Source organism: Xanthomonas sp. F1 (assembly GCF_014199855.1).
Genome location: NZ_JACHOK010000004.1, coordinates 377445 through 396625, shown reverse-complemented (window position 1 = coordinate 396625; position 19181 = coordinate 377445). Strand labels below are relative to the sequence as shown.

General features: G+C 66.3%; 23 protein-coding genes. All 23 read left to right on the top strand.

The features are described 5' to 3' along the window. The first annotated feature begins 80 nt into the window (after positions 1-80). The 23 genes from GGR71_RS12560 to GGR71_RS12450 all read left to right on the top strand — a co-directional run bounded on the left by GGR71_RS12560 (position 81) and on the right by GGR71_RS12450 (position 19180). Positions 81-479 carry a hypothetical protein gene (locus GGR71_RS12560; RefSeq protein ID WP_160960610.1) on the top strand — a complete coding sequence of 133 codons (399 nt, stop codon included), beginning with the start codon at positions 81-83 and terminating at the stop codon, positions 477-479. Then, positions 476-1570: a hypothetical protein gene (locus tag GGR71_RS12555; protein ID WP_160960613.1), complete on the top strand. Its 1095-nt coding sequence runs from the start codon at positions 476-478 to the stop codon at positions 1568-1570. The genes GGR71_RS12560 and GGR71_RS12555 overlap by 4 nt, the downstream gene beginning before the upstream one ends. Positions 1571-1585: 15 nt before the next feature. Beyond that, positions 1586-1933, top strand: a complete 348-nt coding sequence (locus GGR71_RS12550) for a DUF2190 family protein (protein WP_160960616.1) — start codon at positions 1586-1588, stop codon at positions 1931-1933. 13 nt (positions 1934-1946) lie between these two features. Beyond that, the gene (locus GGR71_RS12545; protein WP_160960618.1) at positions 1947-3017 is read left to right on the top strand and encodes a hypothetical protein; all 1071 of its coding nucleotides are present in this window, start codon (positions 1947-1949) and stop codon (positions 3015-3017) included. Between the two features lie 33 nt (positions 3018-3050). Beyond that, positions 3051-3533, top strand: a complete 483-nt coding sequence (locus GGR71_RS12540; protein WP_160960620.1) for a hypothetical protein — start codon at positions 3051-3053, stop codon at positions 3531-3533. Further along, positions 3530-3925 carry a hypothetical protein gene (locus GGR71_RS12535; protein ID WP_184451985.1) on the top strand — a complete coding sequence of 132 codons (396 nt, stop codon included), beginning with the start codon at positions 3530-3532 and terminating at the stop codon, positions 3923-3925. The genes GGR71_RS12540 and GGR71_RS12535 overlap by 4 nt, the downstream gene beginning before the upstream one ends. Next, complete coding sequence (locus GGR71_RS12530) at positions 3922-4425, top strand: hypothetical protein (protein WP_160960624.1); 504 nt, start codon at positions 3922-3924, stop codon at positions 4423-4425. Before GGR71_RS12535 ends, GGR71_RS12530 begins: the two co-directional genes overlap by 4 nt. After that, positions 4422-4748, top strand: coding sequence for a hypothetical protein (locus tag GGR71_RS12525; protein ID WP_160960626.1), 327 nt, complete (start codon positions 4422-4424; stop codon positions 4746-4748). The genes GGR71_RS12530 and GGR71_RS12525 overlap by 4 nt, the downstream gene beginning before the upstream one ends. Before the next feature lie 5 nt (positions 4749-4753). Further along, positions 4754-5731: a phage tail tube protein gene (locus GGR71_RS12520; protein ID WP_160960628.1), complete on the top strand. Its 978-nt coding sequence runs from the start codon at positions 4754-4756 to the stop codon at positions 5729-5731. 14 nt (positions 5732-5745) lie between these two features. Further along, positions 5746-6195, top strand: a complete 450-nt coding sequence (locus tag GGR71_RS12515) for a hypothetical protein (RefSeq protein WP_160960630.1) — start codon at positions 5746-5748, stop codon at positions 6193-6195. Between the two features lie 146 nt (positions 6196-6341). Further along, positions 6342-6608 carry a DUF1799 domain-containing protein gene (locus GGR71_RS12510; RefSeq protein ID WP_160960632.1) on the top strand — a complete coding sequence of 89 codons (267 nt, stop codon included), beginning with the start codon at positions 6342-6344 and terminating at the stop codon, positions 6606-6608. Beyond that, positions 6586-9087, top strand: coding sequence for a phage tail length tape measure family protein (locus tag GGR71_RS12505; RefSeq protein WP_160960634.1), 2502 nt, complete (start codon positions 6586-6588; stop codon positions 9085-9087). The genes GGR71_RS12510 and GGR71_RS12505 overlap by 23 nt, the downstream gene beginning before the upstream one ends. After that, complete coding sequence (locus GGR71_RS12500; protein ID WP_160960636.1) at positions 9087-9446, top strand: hypothetical protein; 360 nt, start codon at positions 9087-9089, stop codon at positions 9444-9446. Before GGR71_RS12505 ends, GGR71_RS12500 begins: the two co-directional genes overlap by 1 nt. Then, on the top strand, positions 9443-9901 hold the full coding sequence (locus GGR71_RS12495; RefSeq protein ID WP_160960639.1) for a DUF1833 family protein: 459 nt from the start codon (positions 9443-9445) through the stop codon (positions 9899-9901). The genes GGR71_RS12500 and GGR71_RS12495 overlap by 4 nt, the downstream gene beginning before the upstream one ends. Next, positions 9901-10293, top strand: coding sequence for a peptidoglycan endopeptidase (locus tag GGR71_RS12490; RefSeq protein WP_160960641.1), 393 nt, complete (start codon positions 9901-9903; stop codon positions 10291-10293). The genes GGR71_RS12495 and GGR71_RS12490 overlap by 1 nt, the downstream gene beginning before the upstream one ends. After that, entirely contained in the window at positions 10284-14327 is a 4044-nt protein-coding gene (locus tag GGR71_RS12485; protein WP_221237695.1) for a phage tail protein, read from the top strand. The genes GGR71_RS12490 and GGR71_RS12485 overlap by 10 nt, the downstream gene beginning before the upstream one ends. Further along, complete coding sequence (locus tag GGR71_RS12480) at positions 14328-16949, top strand: baseplate megatron protein TIM-barrel domain-containing protein (protein ID WP_160960645.1); 2622 nt, start codon at positions 14328-14330, stop codon at positions 16947-16949. Positions 16950-17012: 63 nt separating this feature from the next. Continuing rightward, positions 17013-17273, top strand: a complete 261-nt coding sequence (locus GGR71_RS12475; RefSeq protein ID WP_160960648.1) for a hypothetical protein — start codon at positions 17013-17015, stop codon at positions 17271-17273. A 70-nt stretch (positions 17274-17343) separates the two neighbouring features. Next, entirely contained in the window at positions 17344-17826 is a 483-nt protein-coding gene (locus GGR71_RS12470; RefSeq protein WP_160960651.1) for a glycoside hydrolase family 108 protein, read from the top strand. Next, a complete protein-coding gene (locus GGR71_RS12465; RefSeq protein ID WP_160960654.1) occupies positions 17826-18134 on the top strand; it encodes a hypothetical protein in 309 nt (102 codons plus the stop codon). The genes GGR71_RS12470 and GGR71_RS12465 overlap by 1 nt, the downstream gene beginning before the upstream one ends. Positions 18135-18181: 47 nt before the next feature. Further along, positions 18182-18352 carry a hypothetical protein gene (locus tag GGR71_RS12460; protein WP_160960657.1) on the top strand — a complete coding sequence of 57 codons (171 nt, stop codon included), beginning with the start codon at positions 18182-18184 and terminating at the stop codon, positions 18350-18352. Between the two features lies 1 nt (position 18353). Next, positions 18354-18695, top strand: coding sequence for a DUF6527 family protein (locus GGR71_RS12455; protein WP_160960659.1), 342 nt, complete (start codon positions 18354-18356; stop codon positions 18693-18695). Beyond that, positions 18692-19180, top strand: coding sequence for a DUF2514 family protein (locus GGR71_RS12450; RefSeq protein WP_160960661.1), 489 nt, complete (start codon positions 18692-18694; stop codon positions 19178-19180). The genes GGR71_RS12455 and GGR71_RS12450 overlap by 4 nt, the downstream gene beginning before the upstream one ends. The last annotated feature ends 1 nt before the right edge of the window (position 19181 follow it).

Below are 19181 nucleotides of genomic sequence, written 5' to 3'. Positions count from 1 at the left end.
GGCTGTACGCGCTACAACCCGCCGCCGAATCATGCGATCCGACATCGCCCCGCCGGGCATGCCCAATCGGAGCGCACGCCGTGGATACCAACGAGATCGCCGAAGTCGCCAACCTGCCCATCCCCGAGCTGAGGGAGCGCCTGGGAGACTTCGATGCGGCCGACCTGCAGGCGTTGCGCGCCTACGAGGCCGACCCCGCCACGGGCCAGAACCGCAAAGGCGCGCTCGAGGCGATCGATGAGCGCCTGAGCGCGCTGGCGCCGGATGGCGGCCGTAGCTCCACCGCATCGGATACCGCGGGAGATGCAGCGCCGGCTGCCGAGGCGGCGCCGGCGTGGCAGGAACCCGACTACGACGGCCCCATCACGATCCCGCAGGCCGCCTGGCGCAACGCCAACCTCAAGCCGGCAATCGCCACGGCGACCAAGCCGGTGGCTGCGCTGGTGACCAAGCAGCCGGGCGGGACGCGCGCCAAGTGAGCGGCACCCGCCACAAGTCGCTGCATCTGTGCATCAAGTCGGCCGGTGCGCCGAGCGATGCGCAACTCGCCGCCATCCGCACGTACACGCTGGCCGACATGCCCGCGGAAAAGCTGTACGTACGCAGCTTCGTGGTGGCCCACAACGCCATCGACCGGGACGACGAGTGTTTCGACGAGGCGCTGCTGGCGGACTTCGCGCGCACGCTTCCCGGCAAGGGGCTGTTCGTCAAGCATCCTAGCGGCTGGGATGGCGATAGCGGCCCGGGAAAGGGGCGCTGGTTCGGCGCCAAGCTCGAGCGCATGTCGGTCGAAGAGGCACGCACCCTGCTGCGCGAACCGGCGCTGTCGTTCCCGCCTGGCGTGGATACCGCGGTGCTGCTGATGGGCGATGCCTACCTCGTCCGCACCGCGAGCAATGCCGACATGCTCGACGAAATGGATGCCGGCATCGTCGGCGATGTCTCGCTCGGCTTCGTCGCCAAGTCCCGCCAACCACTGGTCGACGACCAGGGGCACGAACTCACTGCCCGCCGCTTGCTCGGCCCGGGCGAGGCGCTGGAAGCGTCGCTGGTCTGGCTGGGCGCACAGCCCGGCGCCCGCGCAATCAAGAGCGCAAAAACCACCCCGGAGAACGACGTGAACCTGCAGGAACAACTCGACGCCGAAAAGGCCGCCCATACCGCAACCAAGTCGGCGCTGAGCGCTGCCCAGCCGGCGCACGACATCGTGGTCAAGGCCCGGGCGGCACTCGGCGCGCACGCCGCGCTGCTGGATGACCCGGACCGCCTCGCCGAAGTCGTCAAGGCAGCCGATGCGCACCGCGTGGCACTGGTCGATCAGATCATCGCCGGCGAGCGCCATGCCGGCTTGCTCGGCGACGACGAAGAGTCCGTGGCCGCGGCCAAGGCCATCCACATGGGCGAGCGCCTGGAGCGCCTCCAGCAACTGGCCGGGCACTACGGCAAGCGCGCCCCGTCCGGCGGCCGCATGGCGCCGAGCGACCCCAATGCCCGCACCCCCCAGGACACCGCCCAGGCCAAGGGCGTGTTCGCCACCAATCCGGCCTTCGGCGGTCGGGTGGGTGCCTGACCGGAGACCGCCGCCATGCTCAACATCGCCAGCCCGTCCGAACTCATCAAGAACGTGGGCTTTGCCCATTCGGCCGCCACGACCTCCAAGTTGCCGATCGTCATCAATGGCCGGGTGCTGATCCCGCTCAACACCCGCGGGATCAGCGAGCGCAACGCCTACGTGTACGAAGCCGAGGTGGATAACGCCCCGGCCGAAACCGGCGTGGCCTGGGCCGTGAACGACAAGCTGTACTGGAACCCCACCACCGGCGTGCTGACCAAGACCGCCAGCGGCGGCACCGCCTTCGGCTATGCCCTCCAGCCCAAGGATGCCGCCGCCGCGGTCAGCCCGCTGGTGGCCTACAACGCGTACACCGCATAAGGATCACACGACTATGTCCGTCGCCATCTATCACGCGCTCAGCGCGCTCCCCGCGCAGAGCGAGCAGCAGCGCAAAGCGCTGGTCGAAGCCATCGACCTGGAACTGTCGCTGCCGGGCATGTACCTGGACCTGTACAACGGCAAGGCCGCCAATGATGCGGTGGTCACGCTGCTGCACGGCCGCAAGGCCAGCGTGCCGCAGATGGCGGCGATCAAGGCCATGCTGTCGACCAAGTACGCGACCCCGAGCGATTCGCCGGTGAGCGCGGACGTGGCCGCACGCATCGACCAGTGGTTCCACACCGGTATGCAGGAGATCGATACCGGCTGGACCAACCTGTACCGCCTGGTGGACATGCGCACCGGCAACCAGGACAAGTTCGAGATCAACACCGGCGAGTTCGGCATCACCTTCAAGCAGCGGGCACCGGGCGAGAAGACCGAAATCTGGCGCACGCCCAGCGAAACCAGCGTGGACGTGCCCTATGTCACCTACAGCGCCGGTGCCGGTGTGCTGGACGACTGGCTGCGCTTCAACAAGTGGTGGACCATCGAAGAGGTGGTGTCCGAGTTCCGCACGAAATCTTGGATGAACCAGGCCGAACAGCACTATGGCCTGATCACCAGCCTGTCCAACGCCATCAACTTCGCGCACATCGCCGGCGATGACCTGGGCACGGAAACCCTCAACGCCGCGGCGGCCAGCATCTACCGCGCGCAGTTGACCAAGGGCACGGCGGTGAGCGCATCGACCCCCCTGTGGATCATGACCTCGCCCGAGAAGCGCGGCTATATCCTGCGCATGCTCGAGGCCACGCAGGGCAGTCTCGTCATCGGCTACAGCGGCGGCGTCCCCATCTCCGTCACCGTCGCCGGCGTCATCGCCACCACCTACGTGCGTTCCGACGACGCCGGCTACTACCTCATCCTGCCGCAGCGCAAGATGGCCCGCGGCGTGTGGATGGACTTGCAGATCGAGAAGAACCGCGACATTTACAAGCGCGCCGAGGACATGGTGGGCACCATGCAGTACAACGCGATCATCGCCGACACCTCGCAGGTGCGGCGCGTTCTGTTCGCGTAAGGGGGAGGGCGGGGCGCATGCCCCGCCCAGCGCATGGCGGCTAAGGTCAGCAAGCAGGACATCGCCGACGCCGGGTTCCGGGCTGAGCAGTTCGGTACGCCCAAGGGCACCGGCGAATCAAGCTGGGACGGGGCGGGCGGCTACCTGGAGCGGATCATCGCGCGGGCGGAAGCCTGGGCGCGTGGACGTCTCGGCAGCGTCGCTTACGACGCTGCGCCATTGGATACGCCGCGCGGCGAGCGCTTGCGCAGCGCAGAACTGTGTTGGGTGTCGGCGCAGTTGTGGAAGCGGCGGGCCGCCTATCTCGACAGCAACGCGGTCAGTTCCCGCGAAAGCATGATCTACCTCGATCGCCGCGAGTACGAGTCGCAGGCGACGCGAGCGTTTGAGTGCGCCGAAGAGCAGATGCAGTATGCGATCCAGGGTGAAGATGCCGCGTTTGGCAGCGCAGTGGCATTCGCCCACGTGGAGACCGGCCCGTATCGGGGCAGCGACGATAGCCTGGTCGTGCCATGAGAGTGGTATTCGACGCCGATTTGCTGGGCCAGCAACTGGGCGATGCCGCCCGGGCGCTGCCTGCCAGCCGCCGCGCTTTGCTGCGCAACATCGTCATTCAGGCCGAGAACGCCGCGATGGATCTGGCGAAGGGGCCAGGCGATGCCCCGCCTGGCGCCTATCCGATCCCGGTCCGCACAGGCACCTTCCGGCGCGGCTTCGGCTTTGAGATCCGCGATAGCACCGCGGTCCTCTTCAACGCCACCGCCTACGCGGGCGCCATCCATGCCGGCTACCACCCGTACGGCAATCCGCACGCGCGCCCGATTCCCGCGCGCCCGTACTTCGACGACGCGCTCAAGCGTATCGACATGGAAGCCGCGGCGCGCGCGTGGCAGGCGGCGCGCGCATGATCGCAGCCGCCCGTGCGGCGCTCAGCCGCTTGCTCGTCACGGACGCCGAGTTCATCGCGGAACTGCAGGCGCTGGCCCTTGGGTCGGCCGACGAAGTCGTCGTGCCCGCCGTCCTCAAGGGTAACCGCCGCTTCGACCAGTTGGGGCAAGAGCATTACCCGTGCTGGATCAGCGACAAGGGGGACGCCCGGGGCGCCAGCGCCGGGAACGGCGGCGGCGACCCTGACGGCCTGGTCATCAACAGCACCCAGCAGGACTGGCTCGGCGACCTCGAGGTGTCGCTGGTGTGGCACCAGCAGGACTACGAGCGCGCGATTGACCAGCTCGACGCCATCACGCCGGCGCTGACCCGTCTGCTGCTGCGCCACCCCTCGCTCGACGACACCTGCACGCTGGCATTCGTCGCCAACGAACTCAACGACCGCTCCTATCGCCACCCCACCCACTGCATCGCGTTTGTGGTCCGCGTGCTGCACACCATCTACCGAGACCTGCCATGACCAAGACGCTCGCGCCGTTGAATGATTCCCGTGGAACCAGCGCCGATGACGGCCGGATCGGCGTGCTGCTGGACACCGATGCGCGGCCTGGCGTGCGCGCGGTCGGTACGTACCTGCCGGGCACCCCCTATCGCGTCTCGCCGGATGAGGCGTTGCGCTTGGTCGACGCCAAAGGCTTCGCGTACACCTCCGAAGCGGATGCGCGCGCGGCCGCCGCGCACCGCGAACGCCTCAATGCCGCCGCCCCGCCTGACACCGCCGTTCCCGCCGCCGTAGCGGACGGGCAGGGCGGCGGCACCCCCATCACCTCCAGCCAGGAGTAAGCGCGATGTCTCAGGCCACGGGCGCCCTCGCCAAGGTCATTGGCATGACCGAGACCACGTTCAACACGCCGCCGGCGTCCCCGGACGCCGAGTTGATCTACAAGCAGACTTTCACCCTCAAGCCGAGCGCCGCGCGCGAGCAAGACCCCACGCTGTCCGGCTTTCGCGGCCAGGCGCGCGGCACGCTCGGCCGCAGCGAGGTCGCCGGTGCCGCGCAGGTGAGCTTGGCGCCGCAGAGCATCGGCATCTGGCTCAAGCACCTGATCGGCATCCCCACCACCACCGGGACCGGTCCGTACACGCACGTGTTCGCGCTGCCTTCGACCCTCCCGCCCGGCCTGACGTTCGAGGTCGACTACAGCAGTCGCATTGCCGTCCCCGGGCGCTATGTGCGCTATCACGGCTGCCGGATCAGCCAAGCGCAGTTCAGTTTCGCCACCCAGGGCACACCGTCGGCCACGTTCGACATCGTGGGCGTGCGGGCAGACGCCAGCGCCACCGCCTCGCTGGATGCGACGCCCACCGATTACGGGCACGCGGCCTGGGGCGTCGCCAACCTCGCGCTGGTGCTGGACGGGGGAGCCACCGAGACCTGCCTGGAGTCGCTGAGCCTGACCTGGAGCAACGACCTGGACACGGACCTGTACTGCATCAACAACGGGGGCAAGCGCCACGACCTGCCGGAAGGCTTCGCCATCGTCACCGGAAACGGCGTGGCGCAGTTCGATACCCCGGCGCTGATGAACAAGGCACTGAACGACCAGGACCTGGCGCTGCGCATCACCCTGAGCCGTGGCGATGGCCTGGGTAGCGTCGGCAACGAATCGCTGGTGATCAACGTGCCGCTGTCCACCATCGACCAGACCGCGCCCGAGATTACCGGCCCGCGCGGCCTCAAGATGCCGTTCAACCTCATCGCGCACCGGTCCGGTGGTGAGTTGGGCGTCAGCGCCACGCTCAAGGCCGCCCGCGCCACGATCTGAAAGAGGCCCGCAGCATGTTTCGATTCGCAGATTTGGGCCAGGCCTGGGTGCCGGTGGCGCTCCCGCTCGGTGGAAGCCCGGCTGAGCCGGAGCAGGACCAGGCCGCAGAGGAAGCCAGCGCAACAGTGCACCTGCTGATGCGCCTGTACGACGCCACGGAACTGGCGGAGCGCGAGCGCGAGGTCACCTCGCGCACAGCGGCGGGCTTCGCAGCGAACGCGGCGACCGTGCGCACCGCCGAAGACCTGATGGCCATCGTCGACGAGGTCGACAAGGTCAAGGCGCGCGACCTGCAGGACATCCTCGAGCGCACCAGCGACTGGCGCGGTGTCGCCGGCGACGACGATGCCGCCATGGAGTTCTCGGCCGAGCGGCTGGAAGCGCTGCTGCGATACGAGTTCGTGTTCCGCCGCGTGCGCCACGCATTCTTCGCGTTCAGCCGCGAGGGCGTCGCAAAAAACTGATCGCCTGGGCACGGTGGCTTGCCGGTGCCGGCCCAGGCTACGAGGACCAACGGCTATGGGACTTCGAGAACCAATTCGGCGATGGGTTTACGCGCTCGGCCTGCAGTGGCTGCAAAGCCATCTGCCGCGACTGTCCGCAGCCGCGCTTGCTGCCGGCTGCGCGGCGTGCGGCTGCTGCGTTCCTGCTGTGCCGTTCGCAGTGGCAGTACGCACCGAGCGGCGTGCCGACTGGGCTGCGCTACGCCGACTGCATGACGGTGCTGCGCGTGCGCGCCGCCGAGCTTGGCGTGACGCGTGCCGAGTTGCCGGCGCTGCTGCGCGAAATGCAGGTGGTGGAATGGGCGTTCCTGGCGGCGCGCCAGGAAGTCTACAAGCACGAGCGGGCCGGTAATGGCGCAGACGTTCCAGGTTAAGTTCGAGGTCACCGACGACGGCAAGGTCGTCGCCAAGCTGGATGGCATCACGGCCGCCGCCCTGGCCGGAAAGCCCGCGGTCAAGGCGCTGTCGGACGAATTGGCGAAGTCCGACAGCGCCGCGAAGGATGCCGGCGACCGCTGGGCGGCAGTCGGCGAGAAGATCGGCAGTGCCTTCGCCTACATCGGCGCTGCCGGCGTGGCCGGCCTCGCCTTGGTCGCGCGCAACTCGATCGCCGCCGAGCAGGAGCTGGCGCAACTGGATGCGGTGCTGAAGTCCACAGGGCAGAGCGCCGACTACTCGCGCGCGCGCCTGCTGGACATGGCCGACGAAATCGCCAAGTCCTCGCGCATCTTCAGTGGCGGCGACATCGTCAGGGCGCAGACGCGCCTGCTGTCCTACTCGGGCGTGGTCAGCACCAACTTTCGCGATGCGCTGCAAGTGGCGATCGACCAGTCGGCCCGCCTGGGAATCAGCGTGGAGCAATCCGCGGAGGTCGTCGGCCGCGCGCTCGAGAAACCCACCAAGGCGGCGGCCGCGCTGGCGCAGCAGGGCTTCGGCGCGGCCTTTACGCCGGCGGTGATGAAGTCCATCAAGGCGCTGGAGGACAGCGGCCACGCTGCGGAAGCACAGCGCGTCATCCTGGACATCCTGCAGGAGTCCTATGCCGGCGCCGCGGAAGCGGCCGGGCGCACGTTCGGAGGCGCGCTCACCGGTCTGAAAAACACCTTGTCCGACCTCACGACCGGCGCGGATGGCAGCCTCGACGGCGCCACCGCCTCGGTCAATGCGCTGACCGAAACGCTATCGTCGGAACAGACAAAGAGTGCTTTTGCGGCGATTACCGGCTGGGTCGCCGAACTGGCCAGCGAGTTGCTGGGCGGCGTGGCGCAGTTCGGCCAGTGGATCGCGCGCACCCGCGAACTGCAGGGGCTTGCCACGGGTGGCCCGCAGTCCTCTGCCAGCCTGGAATCGCTCAACGAGCGGTTGGGGCAAGCGACGCAAGAGCGCGCGCAGATGCAGTCGTGGCGCTCCAACGCGTTCGGCCTGCCACTGAGCGAGGATCAGAGCAAGTTTCGGCAGCAGGAACTCACGCGCCTGGACAACGAGCGCATCGCGCTCCAGCGCGAGATCACCAAACGCCTCAACGCAGAGAACTTCGCCGGCGTCACCGCCACCGTGGACAGCACCGCGGCAAAGCCGCTGACCGGTGACGTCGCCGGGCCGGACAAGGAAGCGCAGCGCAAGGCCGAGCGCATCAAGCGCGCCATGGAAGCGATGGGCGCCGCGCAGCGCGAGTGGCAGACCGACCTCAAGAGCGTCGGCAATCCCGCGCTGGACGAGTACGCCAAGCGCCTGGACACCATCACCGAAAAGGCCGGTGCGTTCGCGCGCGCGGGCGTGCCGGCCGAGCGGATCAAGGCGTTCACCGCCGAAATGCAGGCGCTCGCCACGCAGATCCGCGACAAGGAACTGGCGCAGTTCCAAAAAGAGTTCACCGCCGATACGGCGGAAATGGCCGCGCAACTCGGCGGCCCAGGTGTGGCCGCCGCGCGCGAGTACACGCGGGCCATGGCGGAAGTGCAGAAGCTACTCGACGCCGGCGCGATCACCACCGAGCAATACGCGGCTCGACAGCAGGCGCTGCAGGATAAGATGAACGGCGGCGCCATCCGCCTGCTGCGCGACATTGCCGACGAGCGGCAGGCGCTGTTCCTCAATGCCCAGCAACTGGAGGTCTACAACAACCTCAAGTCCGCCGGAGTCGACGCAAACAGCGCGTACGGGAAGTCGATCATCCAGGCGACCCAGCAGCTACAGCAGGACCGTACGACGGCGGCTTTCATCGGCGACCTCAAGAGCGCTACGGCGGACTTCGCCGTGTCCTTGGCCTCCGACTTCGGCAAGGCCGGCGACGCCGCCGAGCAGTTCGGCGAGCGGATCAAGCGCATGGCGCTGCAGTTGCTTGCTGAAAAAGCGGTGCAGTACATCTTCGGTTCGGTGCTGGGCGGTGCCGCGAGCGCGTACACGGGCAATGGCACCGGCGCGGGATCGATGGGGGGATTTGGCAGCGAGATCGGAGGTTTCACCTTCGGCGGCGGCCGCGCCGTTGGCGGCCAGGTGCAGAGCGATCGCATCTACGAGGTGACCGAGGGCGGCATGCCCGAGCTGCTACGCCAGGGCAACAGGACGTTCCTGCTGCCCGGCAGCGACGGCGTCGTCATCCCCGCTGGCGATGCTACAGGTGCAGCGCCTACGCGCCTTGGGAGTGGCGGCGCGGCCCCGGCGGTCAACGTCAACGTCTACGGCGCCGCGGGCACCCCACAGGTGCAGACATCCATGGGCGAAGATGGAGCGCTCAACATCGACATGATCTTTGACCAGGTGGACAAGCGCGCCGCTGCTGGCGTCGCGAACGGCAACAGTTCGTTGTATCGCGGGATCAAGCAGCGCTTTGGCCTGCGGGAGACCGTCTAATGGAAGCGCTGCCGAGCTATGTGCAGGTGCTGGTCGCGGGCTACAGCGATAGCGACTTCGACCCCTCCGTCCTGCGCACGGAAATGGAGCGGGGCGTCGCCAAGCAACGCATCAAGAACAGCCAAGTGACGATGAAGATCAATGCCACATTGCTGTTTGACTCGGAGCAAGATGCGGACGCGTTCGAGGATTGGTATTTCGATACCATCAACCGCATCGAAGAGTTCACGATGCTGCACCCACGCCGAAAAATACCTATCGTGGCGAGGTTCGAAGGTGGGCGAATTGGAAAGCTGATGCCGCGCAATCCACGGTTCACGCGCCTCACCCGTGACGTGGTGCTGGAGTATCAGCGGTGAGCTTCACCGAGCGAAAGCAGCGCGTCACGGACACCAGCGGCGAACTACTCCTGCTGGAACTGACCGCGGCATCGTTTATCGCGACGCTTCGGATCGTCAACGACACGCGCAACTGGATGTCCAACGGCGTCGAGTACATCGGGTATCCCTTCCGCTTCAAGGAACCCGACGACACGGCCGGCCAGACGCCCCGGGCGCAGTTGACGCTCGACAACGTCGGGCGCGGCATCACCGACGACCTGGAGCGGCTGCAACCAAACGAGACCGTCATGGCGAAAGTCATGGTGACCGATCGTGCTGCGCCCAGCGTCATCGAGCGCGTGTTCTACCTGCCGCTCACCGCGGTAAGCGTCGACGGAACCACCGCGACCGCCCAGGCCGGCGTCGACTATCTCATGCGGCAGCAGGCAATGAAATTGCGCGCAACTCCCTACACCACACCCGGAATTTTCTGATGCGCGCCTCTCAGCTTGAGCCGTACATCGGCATCCCCTACGACGAAGCCGCGATGGATTGCGCCGATCTGGTCATGCTGGTGCAGCGCGAACTGTTCGGCCGCACTGTGCAGGTGCCATCGGTGCGGCCCCGTGGAGCCGCGGGGCAGGTCACCATCGGGGCGCTGTCGCGCCAGTATGCCGAGCGCACCGAGACCCCGGCGGACGGTGACCTGGTGCTGATGCACGACCGGGGCCAAGAGCGCGCCACGCACGCAGGCGTGTACGTGTACCTGGCGCATGAGCCATGGGTGCTGCATACCAACAGTGCCCTCGGCCACAGCGCGCTGCATCGCGCGCGCGAGTTGCCCGACTACGGCGCGAGGATCGAGGGATACTATCGATGGATCTGAGGCCGTCGCCCAACGCTGGCCACATGGTCGTCACACCGCACCCGGTGCTGCTGGACGGGCAACGTCACGTGCCCATGGACCTGCGCCCGGGCGAAAGCCTGTATTCCTTCCTGCACCGCCACATCACGGATCTGGACGGGCAGTCGTGGACGGTGAGCATCGGCGGTCGCGTGGTGGAGCGCCATCTATGGCACCACGTGAAGCCCAAGGACGGGCAGGTCATCGAAGTCCGCGGCGCCGTCCGCGAAAACGCGCTGTACATCATCGCGTATGCGGCGCTGATCTACTTCACCTGGGGCTATGGCGCGGCCACCGCCGGCATGTGGGGCGCGGGAGCGATCGCCGGCACCTACGGAGCGCTCGCGGCCGCGGCGGTCTACGTGGCCGGCTCCATCGTGATCAACAAGGTGCTGGGGCCGAAGCTGCAGGCACCGAGTGCCGGGCAGGCCGACAATGTCTACTCGCTCAGCGCCGGCCGTAATCAAGCGCGGCCCTACGAACCGCTCCCGTTGCTGTTCGGCAGCGTGCGCATCGCGCCCGACCTGATCAGCAACCCATACACGTGGTATGAAGGCAACGACCAGTATCTGGCGATGACGCTAACCCCTGGCGTCAACGTGGACCGCATCGAGGCCATCTACAACGGCGACGCGCTGCTGTCGTCCTTCGAGGGGGTGCAGACCTTCACCCGCGGCCTTCCGGGCATGCCGCAGCAGGACATCCCGCTGTACAGCAACGCCGACACTGTCGCGGGCGGCGAGTTGGACACGCACGGCAACAAGGGCGTCCCTAGCGACTGGGTGCAGCGCACCACTGGCACCAACACGCTGCGCATCCAGGTCGAAATGGAATACCTGCTGTTCGACCTGACCAGCAAGGGCAAGCCGAAGCGGAACACCGAAACCATCCAGGTGCAGTATTGCCCGGTCGGTACCGGCGCATGGCAGATGCTGGGATCGCGCACCGTCGCGAACGATGACCAGACCACGCAGCGCACATCGATTGCGGCTGACGTGGCCCAAGGCCAGTACGACGTGCGGGTGCGCATTGCCGGCATCAACACCGATGGCAGCGGTGCCACTGCGAAATTCACGTGGTCCTCGATGACCAGTGTGCAGCGCGACACCGCGAGTTATGCAGGCATCCCGCGCATCGGTATCAAGATCAAGGCCACCGGACAACTCAACGGCGCCCCGGACGAGTTGCGCTGTGTCGCCCACCAGCGCGCCATGCCGATCTGGTGCAATGGGGCGTGGACGACCGCCACGACGCGCGAGACCGGAACATCGAACCCAGGCGCGCAGATGCTGCAGTACGCCCGCGGGTTCTACGATGAGAACGGCATGATGATCGCCGGCATGGGCCTGCCGGACGAGCAAATCGACATCGATGCCTTCATCGGTTTTATGCAGCATTGCGAGGCTAATGGCTACACCTACGACTTCCACGTGCGGGAAGCGCGAAGCCACGATGACGTGCTCGATAGCATTGCCCTGGCGGGCTTCGGCGAGAAGACGTGGGCGGGCGGGCGATTCTCGGTTGCGTGGGCAGCGGACGATCAGCCGCTGTCCGGCATCGTCAACATGGCGACGATCAAGAGGGCGTCATTTCAGGTCGACTACACGCTGGCGAACGCCGCCGATGGCATCGAATACACCTACTTCGACCGCTCGGTGTGGGACACGCGCACGCTGCGCATCGCAGCGCCTGGCGTCACGACCATGCTCAACCCGGCGCGCCTCACCGGCGAAGGCGTAACCGATGAAGCCCATGCGGCGGAGATGGCCAGGTATCACCTCGCGCAATCCATCTTCCAGTACAAAAGCATCGCCTACAGCACGGACATCGAGTTTCTGACCTATCGGCGCCTGTCCAATCTGGCACTACAGCATGACCTGACCCAGTGGGGATACGGCGGCCGGGTCGTCTCGGCGCAGATCGATGCCTACGGCTTCCCGGTGCTGGTGGTCGATGACGCGGTGCCAGCGCAGAACGCAAACAATGCGTACATCGGCCTGCGCATCCCGGGCGAGCGCGTCTATCGCGTGTTGCGCGTCAGCAGTGCCGCGATCCTGGAAGACAGGACCACACGCATCACGCTCGCCGAGGCTTGGCCGAACGACGCACCGCTGCCGGGAAACAGCGACGCGAACCCTGCGCACGACACCATCTGGATCTACGACTTCAAGCAGACCCCGGGGTATCGGGTCCGCGTCGTGAGCATGACCCCGGAAGGCGATTTGAAGGGTGCCGCGGTGTCGGTCGTGCCGGAGCCGCCTGAGTTCTGGGACTACGTCAAGAATGGCACCTACATCCGTCCGCCGAATGGGTCGCTGCTGCAGACGCGGCCGATCGCCAGCGACCTCAAGATCACCGAGCGCCAGGTGGTGCAGGGCGACACCGTCTTTACCGAACTGCAGGCGACCTTCGCGATCAGCGGCCCGGCAGAGCGCTCGGTCGTGCTTTCCGATATGGACGGCAACGGCGAACTCGAGCAGGTCGCCGAAACGCTCACGCGCACCGCGCGGTGGCGCATCCCCGGGGCGGGCACCTACTCGATCGTCGTACGTCCCTACAACCCGGATGGGTTGGCCGGCGTGGCGGTCAGCGGAACGTACACCACGACCGGCGCGGGCAGCGCCCCGGTCAACGTCGACTCGTTGACCATCGACGACCAGGCCGGCGGCGTGCGGCGCTACGCGTGGTCCTTCGCGCCCAGCACGATTCAATCGCCTGACTTCGCCGGCGTGCAGATCCGCTACATCGCCGGCAGCGTCCCGAACCCGAACTGGACGGCGATGACGCCCCTGGGCGATGAGGATGGCTACCACGCCACCGCGTTCGAGAGTACGGCACCGCCTGCGGGTAGCTGGACCTTTGCCGTGCGCGCCGTCAATACCAGCGGCAGCCTATCCAACACCATGCTCACCGTGCAAAAGGCACTGAGCAACAACCTGGGGCAGGAGCTGGTCCAGGTGGTGCAGCAGTTGACGCGTACCGAGCAAGACCTCACCGAAATGGTGGAACAGGTCGATGCGTTTTCTGAGTCTGTCATCCAGCAGGCGATCGACCTCGGCGCCGTCAACGACAAGGCGGTCGCGAATCGAAGCTACATTTCGCAGTTGCAGTCCACCAAGGTGAGCGCCGAGGATGCCGCAGCGATTGTCCAGCAGCAGGTCGGCGCAGCGACCGGCGGCATGCTGGCGACGGTTCAGCAGACTTCGCAGGCGCTTGCCGACCTGCAAGGCAACCTCGCCGCGACGTACAACGTCAAGGTGCAGACCGACATCAACGGGCGGCACTACTTGGCCGGCATCGGCCTCGGGGTGTATGCCAGCGGCGGGCTGGCGCAGAGCGAGATTGCGATGTTGGCGGATCGCTTCGTGTTCTTGAACCAAACGGTGAATGGGCAGTATTACTACCCGTTCGAGATCGTCAACGGCGTGGTGTATGCCAATGCGGCGATGATTCGAGACGGCACCATCACCAATGCCAAGATCGGCGAAGAAATCAAGTCGATCAACTACCATTGGGATGGCAGCACAGGCACCTATGTGGGCTGGCGCATCGCGAAGGATGGCACTGCCCAGTTCGGCGGCAACGTTGAGGTGCGTGGCACCGTCTACGGCGACAAGATCATCGGGCAGGTACAGCAGAAGGTGCTGACCAACTGGTCGGGGAGCATCACCGCTGCATCTGGACAGACCTTGATCAGTTTCACCCTCGGTGAGCCGCTGGCCGACAACGAAACGCACGTGCCGTTCCTGCAAGTCACCCTCGACGTGGAAAACAGCGCAGGCGACCCGGCGCGCGGCGCGTGGTACGTCGATCGGCAGACCAGCGGTGGCTGGACGACGCTCAAGACCAAGCAGTATTACTTGGGCAGCGGCGAGAATGCCAGCATCTCGATCACCATCTCCGACCAGCCGACGGACAAGGCAGAGACCTACCGCATCCGCGGCGGGGACGCGTCCCTGCGTAGCGACCGTTTCATTTTCACCGCCGTCAATGGCATTGCAATGGGAGTGCGGTAAATGGCGGACCCCGGCTACTTGAGCAACGCCGAACTCGCAGCAAAAATTGTCGCGCTGGTCCAGAAATACAACCTGTTCACGGACGAACAATGGAACTTCTTCACCACCACCGACTCCACTGTGCAGATGACCGGTGGCGACGGGCAACTGATCACCGTGCCCAGCCTCGCCGCGCTCAGCGGCACCCCGGATGCCCTGTCGGTCTACACCACCGTGGCCGCAGGGCTGGCTGCCACGAAGACAGGGCAATATTTCAACGTGCTGGAGGGCGACGGCGAATACCTTGCGCTGTACCTCAACCAGGGCGGCCTCGCCGTATCGGTCGCGCGCTACCCCAATGTCACCGGCGTGGCGGGGATCGCGTTCGCGGAAGACTTGGCGTCCGCACTGGCGCCGGCGGATGCGGTGATGCTCACCCCGTTCAACGAATTCGACCTGGACACCGTTCCGCAAGTCGCAGCATCCGGCGAGGGCTTCAACACCACCCTCGACGAGTTGGTCTACAACATCACCCTGGCTCAGGCGCAGACCAACTTCGTGCACATGGTCCGTGACGACCTCGCACGACTGCCCAGCATGCGCACCGTGATGGTCTGGACCCAGTGGTTCAGCGAGTGCCAGTCGAACAGCGGCGCTAACCCTGGCACTGTGCAACCGGCGATCAACGGCGGTATCGCCGGCAAGCTGTCTTCGCCAGCACAGTGGGCGGTTGCAGGCAAGAGCGCGGCAACGGCGTTGCAACTGAACGGGCAAGCCGGTGGTACGCAGAACGACGCGTCGCTGATTCGCGGCATGCGTCACCTGCAGGAGCGCGGCTATGAAATCGGCTTTGTGCCGATCGTACTGGGCTGGGTCAACACGCCCGGCATCCCGCAGTCGCAGGCGCTGGTATGGCGCGGCTTCTTCAACTGGGAGACGACCCAGGCATTCGCGGACTGGATCGCGAGCTATAAGGCATTCCTGGCTTACTACATCGCGCTATTCCAGGCGCATGGCATCGAGCCGTCGCGGTGGCTTGTCGGCTCGGAGTTCGACCGGATCGTCACCGCGTCCAGCAATGCGCAGTGGGCGCTGTTCGTGGAAGCATGCAAACAACTGGCTGACCAAGTGAAGGCCGCATTCCCGGCATGCAAGGTCACCTATGCGGCCAACTACAGCGATTACGGCGTCGGCGGTCGGTTCCGCCTGGATGCGCTGTGGACGTACCACAACATCGATTCCGTCGGCATCGAATGGTACTTCCCGCTGTCGGAGAAGCCGAGCAACACCACCGAGGACATCCTCGCGGGACTGGTGGCCGGTGAAAATATGGACTACACCCTGGCGCTCAATGACGATGCGCAACGCACGCTCAGCGGATCTAGCGGACGCGGCAAGCTGGACGCGACGCGCACGCGCATCGACGCGTCCGCCGGCATCAAAAACACGCTGGGGTTCTGGGCAGGCGCACACTACGTGGTCAAGCAGGCCGGCTACATCGCGCAGGCGACCCCGCTGCCTGGATACGGCATGGATCACGCCCCCTATGGCCTGGGCGGCATCACCGGCACCGCGATCGTCACTGCGGCGGCCGACCTCGACCCGCCGCAGACGTCCGGGCAGCATCCCGCACCACCGCTGCGCTCCACCTACCTGGAGGTCGACGGCGCATCCACTTGGGGCCAGTTCAAGACGCCGGCCTACACCGGCGGCGACCAGGCGCAATGGCGGCTCGAACTGGACTACCGCGTCACGGCCAACCCGGCCGGCAACTATGCGCGCCTGATGCGCATGGGGGGCGCAGTTGAATTGATGATCGACAGCGGCACCCTGAAACTCGGTATTGGCCCGGACGGAAACCAGTTCTTCGTCGACGTCGCAGCGCAGGACACGCTCGCGCATGCGCTTCAGGTCACCTTGGACCGTGGCAGCGGGTTGCTCACCGTGGTGCACGACGGCAGCACCGTGCAGCACACTGTCCCCAGCGCACAGCGCGCAGCCATCCCCTCCGATACCGACACCTACCTGGGCGGCTACAACGCCAACAGCAACCTCGTGCCGGCGCGGTTCCATCGCCTGGGCCTCAGCTTCGTCCGCGATGGCGTCACCTGGGGCGGCGTCTTCTGGTTCGATGAGGCCTACGCCGGCGTGCGCACGGCATGGGTGCCGCGCGCCAAGCCGATGGACGCCACAGAGCTGGGGTTCGCCTCAATCAGTGGCACCAGCACCGAACCAAGCCAGTTCACCTACGCCGACATCGGCAGCGCGGCCATGGCGCTGCCGGACATGCTGGACGACACCACGCGCCGCATCTATCAGTCGTTCATCGCCAAGGGCTGGAAGCCCACCCAGGTCTATTCCGCCTACGGCAGCACGTTCTGCTATGCGCCATACGAGCAGGCCTATGCGCTGCGCGAGTCGCTGCGGCACATGGCCAGCCTGCAGCGGCGCGGCGCGCTCGGCTCGATCACGCTCTACAACATCGACGCGCGCCCTGCGGCGGCGATGACGGCCACACTGGCCGGCGCGCTGTACTACTCGGACGCGCCCACCGCCGTGTTCGGGCATGCCGTGAACGGCAAGCTGGCTGGCGGCAGCACTCTGTACCACAGCCGCATCCTCGCCACCGGCGGCATCTTCTGACGCGTTCAGCGCGCCGGCCGCTGCCGTCTCACTGGCTGAGACGGCGGCCGATAGCATGCGCGGATGGAACTTCCGGCGGACTTCACCTGGCGCGAATGGCTGGATGGCTGGGCGCTCGTCTTCAACGGTTGCAACATCGCAATGACGACCCCGTTGAGCAATGGCCACCACCGCATCGCCGTCAACTGTGGCTGCGATCGGCTGCGGTATGTCTTCCTCGGCTCGGAGACGGCGGCCATTCGGTATGTGGAGGCCTGGGCGGTGAAGTGGCAGCAGGAGATCCGAGTGCAGTACCTGCGCGGGCCGTCGTTGTTCCCTCCGTGACTCGCTGGGCCTAGACGCATTCCGCCCCGCGCACGTGCAATGCGCGCATGCACGTCCTGGGCGCCCGCCAATGAGCCAATTCGACAGCCTGATCGCCCGCGTCCTCACCCACGAAGGCGGCTACGTCAACGATCCGAAAGACCCGGGCGGCGAAACCCAGTGGGGGATCAGCAAGCGGTCCTATCCTGGCGTCGACATCCGCGCGCTCACCCGCGCGCAGGCCATCGAAATCTACCGGCGCGACTTCTGGCAGCGGCTGCAGGGCGACAAGCTGCCCGGCGTGATTGCCTTCCAGGTGCTGGACGCCGCGGTCAACCATGGGGTCGGCAACGCGATCCGCTGGCTGCAACGTGCTGCCGGTGTGGCCGACGATGGGGTAATCGGCCCGCGTACGCTGGCGGCGGTAGCCGCGGCACCGGCGGCGGACCTGGCGTTGCTGTTCAACGCCGCGCGCCTGGAGTTCTACGCGCAACTGGGCACGTTCGATCGCTTCGGCCGTGGATGGACCCGGCGCGTAGCGGAAAACCTGCGTTACGCGGCGCAGGACAACTGATGCCGGGCCGGCGCGAAGCGATCGCGGGGCTGGAGCGGGTCATCCAGCTTGCGGAAACGCCCAATGCACGACCGACCGGCAAACTGCTGGAATCGATCAGCAGCCAGGTGCGCGAGGCCATCGAGTTGCTGCAGGTGCCGGACAGTACGCGCAAGCAGGTGGACTTCATCCTGCTGGCGATCCAGCAAAGCACCGAGGTGCGGACCTACAACCGCAACGGCGCCGTGATCAAGCGCGCGCGCATCATCGACCCCGAGTTGTACCACTGGAGCATTTCGCGGCTCCATGAAATGGCCATCGCGGCATGAGCTGGGCCAGGCGCAACGTGGGGGCAGGGCGCATCGGCATCGCAGTGATGATCCTGTTCCTGTACGGCATGGCGATGGCGGCGCTGGTCGCCGTCGGCATTCCCGAGAACAACCGCGACGCGTTTTCCCTTCTGCTGGGCGGGCTGAATACCGCGCTGGGTGGGGTCGTGGGCTACTTCTTCAACATTGCAGGCCGCCAGCATGCAGGAGACCAGTGACATGGCACGCGCGTCCATCGTCTGCGATATCGAGGGTCGCTACTGCGGCGTGATGATCGATTGCCCGGGGTGCGTCGCGGGCGCGCACATGCTGCCGACGGACTGGTGTCCCGACGATCGCGTACGGTCTCCACACTACACGGGGAAGGCCCAGTGGGGGTTCAACGGAGACCTGACGCGACCAACGCTTTCGCCATCGATCCTGTCGACGTACCACTGGGGGCCGGAGCGCACACAGGTGGTCTGCCACTCCTTCGTGCGCGACGGGCAGATCCAATTCCTGGGCGACTGCACGCATGCACTCGCCGGGCAGACCGTTGACCTACCCGAGGTTGAAGCATGAACCGCGCAGCCATCATCGCCATCCTCTTCGCTGCATGGACCGTTGGGGTGTTCTTCTTCGGCGTCGAATGGCGCGACCGCAGCGCCGACCTGGACACCGCAAACACCGCGACCGAGGCCGCCCAGGTCGAAGCGAAAGCACAGACCGACGCGCGGCGCCAGGAACACACACAGGGCCAAGCCATGGCCGACATCGGAGCAACCCATGAACAAGCCCGTACCGCGGCGCAGGGCGTACCTGCTGCTGTTGTTGCTGATTTGCGCGCTGGCAATCTGCAGTTGCGCGACGACCTCGCCACCTGCCACACCGCCCGTCTGTCCGAAGCTGCCGCCAGCGCCGTCGAACGTGATGCGCCCGCCGAACTTCGAGGCGAGATTGCGGGCGCTCTTGTTCAAATCGTCCGAGACGCCGACGACCAAGTCCACGCCACCCAAGCCGTGATCCAGGCCGATCGCGCCCCACCGCAGCAGCCCACCCAGGAATAGC

Excerpts from the sequence above, each read along its gene's own strand:
- GGR71_RS12550 (WP_160960616.1), top strand. The coding sequence starts at position 1,586 with ATGCTCAACATCGCCAGCCCGTCCGAACTCATCAAGAACGTGGGCTTT.
- GGR71_RS12545 (WP_160960618.1), top strand. The coding sequence starts at position 1,947 with ATGTCCGTCGCCATCTATCACGCGCTCAGCGCGCTCCCCGCGCAGAGC.
- GGR71_RS12540 (WP_160960620.1), top strand. The coding sequence starts at position 3,051 with ATGGCGGCTAAGGTCAGCAAGCAGGACATCGCCGACGCCGGGTTCCGG.
- GGR71_RS12535 (WP_184451985.1), top strand. The coding sequence starts at position 3,530 with ATGAGAGTGGTATTCGACGCCGATTTGCTGGGCCAGCAACTGGGCGAT.
- GGR71_RS12530 (WP_160960624.1), top strand. The coding sequence starts at position 3,922 with ATGATCGCAGCCGCCCGTGCGGCGCTCAGCCGCTTGCTCGTCACGGAC.
- GGR71_RS12525 (WP_160960626.1), top strand. The coding sequence starts at position 4,422 with ATGACCAAGACGCTCGCGCCGTTGAATGATTCCCGTGGAACCAGCGCC.
- GGR71_RS12520 (WP_160960628.1), top strand. The coding sequence starts at position 4,754 with ATGTCTCAGGCCACGGGCGCCCTCGCCAAGGTCATTGGCATGACCGAG.
- GGR71_RS12515 (WP_160960630.1), top strand. The coding sequence starts at position 5,746 with ATGTTTCGATTCGCAGATTTGGGCCAGGCCTGGGTGCCGGTGGCGCTC.
- GGR71_RS12505 (WP_160960634.1), top strand. The coding sequence starts at position 6,586 with ATGGCGCAGACGTTCCAGGTTAAGTTCGAGGTCACCGACGACGGCAAG.
- GGR71_RS12500 (WP_160960636.1), top strand. The coding sequence starts at position 9,087 with ATGGAAGCGCTGCCGAGCTATGTGCAGGTGCTGGTCGCGGGCTACAGC.
- GGR71_RS12490 (WP_160960641.1), top strand. The coding sequence starts at position 9,901 with ATGCGCGCCTCTCAGCTTGAGCCGTACATCGGCATCCCCTACGACGAA.
- GGR71_RS12485 (WP_221237695.1), top strand. The coding sequence starts at position 10,284 with ATGGATCTGAGGCCGTCGCCCAACGCTGGCCACATGGTCGTCACACCG.
- GGR71_RS12480 (WP_160960645.1), top strand. The coding sequence starts at position 14,328 with ATGGCGGACCCCGGCTACTTGAGCAACGCCGAACTCGCAGCAAAAATT.
- GGR71_RS12475 (WP_160960648.1), top strand. The coding sequence starts at position 17,013 with ATGGAACTTCCGGCGGACTTCACCTGGCGCGAATGGCTGGATGGCTGG.
- GGR71_RS12470 (WP_160960651.1), top strand. The coding sequence starts at position 17,344 with ATGAGCCAATTCGACAGCCTGATCGCCCGCGTCCTCACCCACGAAGGC.
- GGR71_RS12465 (WP_160960654.1), top strand. The coding sequence starts at position 17,826 with ATGCCGGGCCGGCGCGAAGCGATCGCGGGGCTGGAGCGGGTCATCCAG.
- GGR71_RS12460 (WP_160960657.1), top strand. The coding sequence starts at position 18,182 with ATGATCCTGTTCCTGTACGGCATGGCGATGGCGGCGCTGGTCGCCGTC.
- GGR71_RS12455 (WP_160960659.1), top strand. The coding sequence starts at position 18,354 with ATGGCACGCGCGTCCATCGTCTGCGATATCGAGGGTCGCTACTGCGGC.
- GGR71_RS12450 (WP_160960661.1), top strand. The coding sequence starts at position 18,692 with ATGAACCGCGCAGCCATCATCGCCATCCTCTTCGCTGCATGGACCGTT.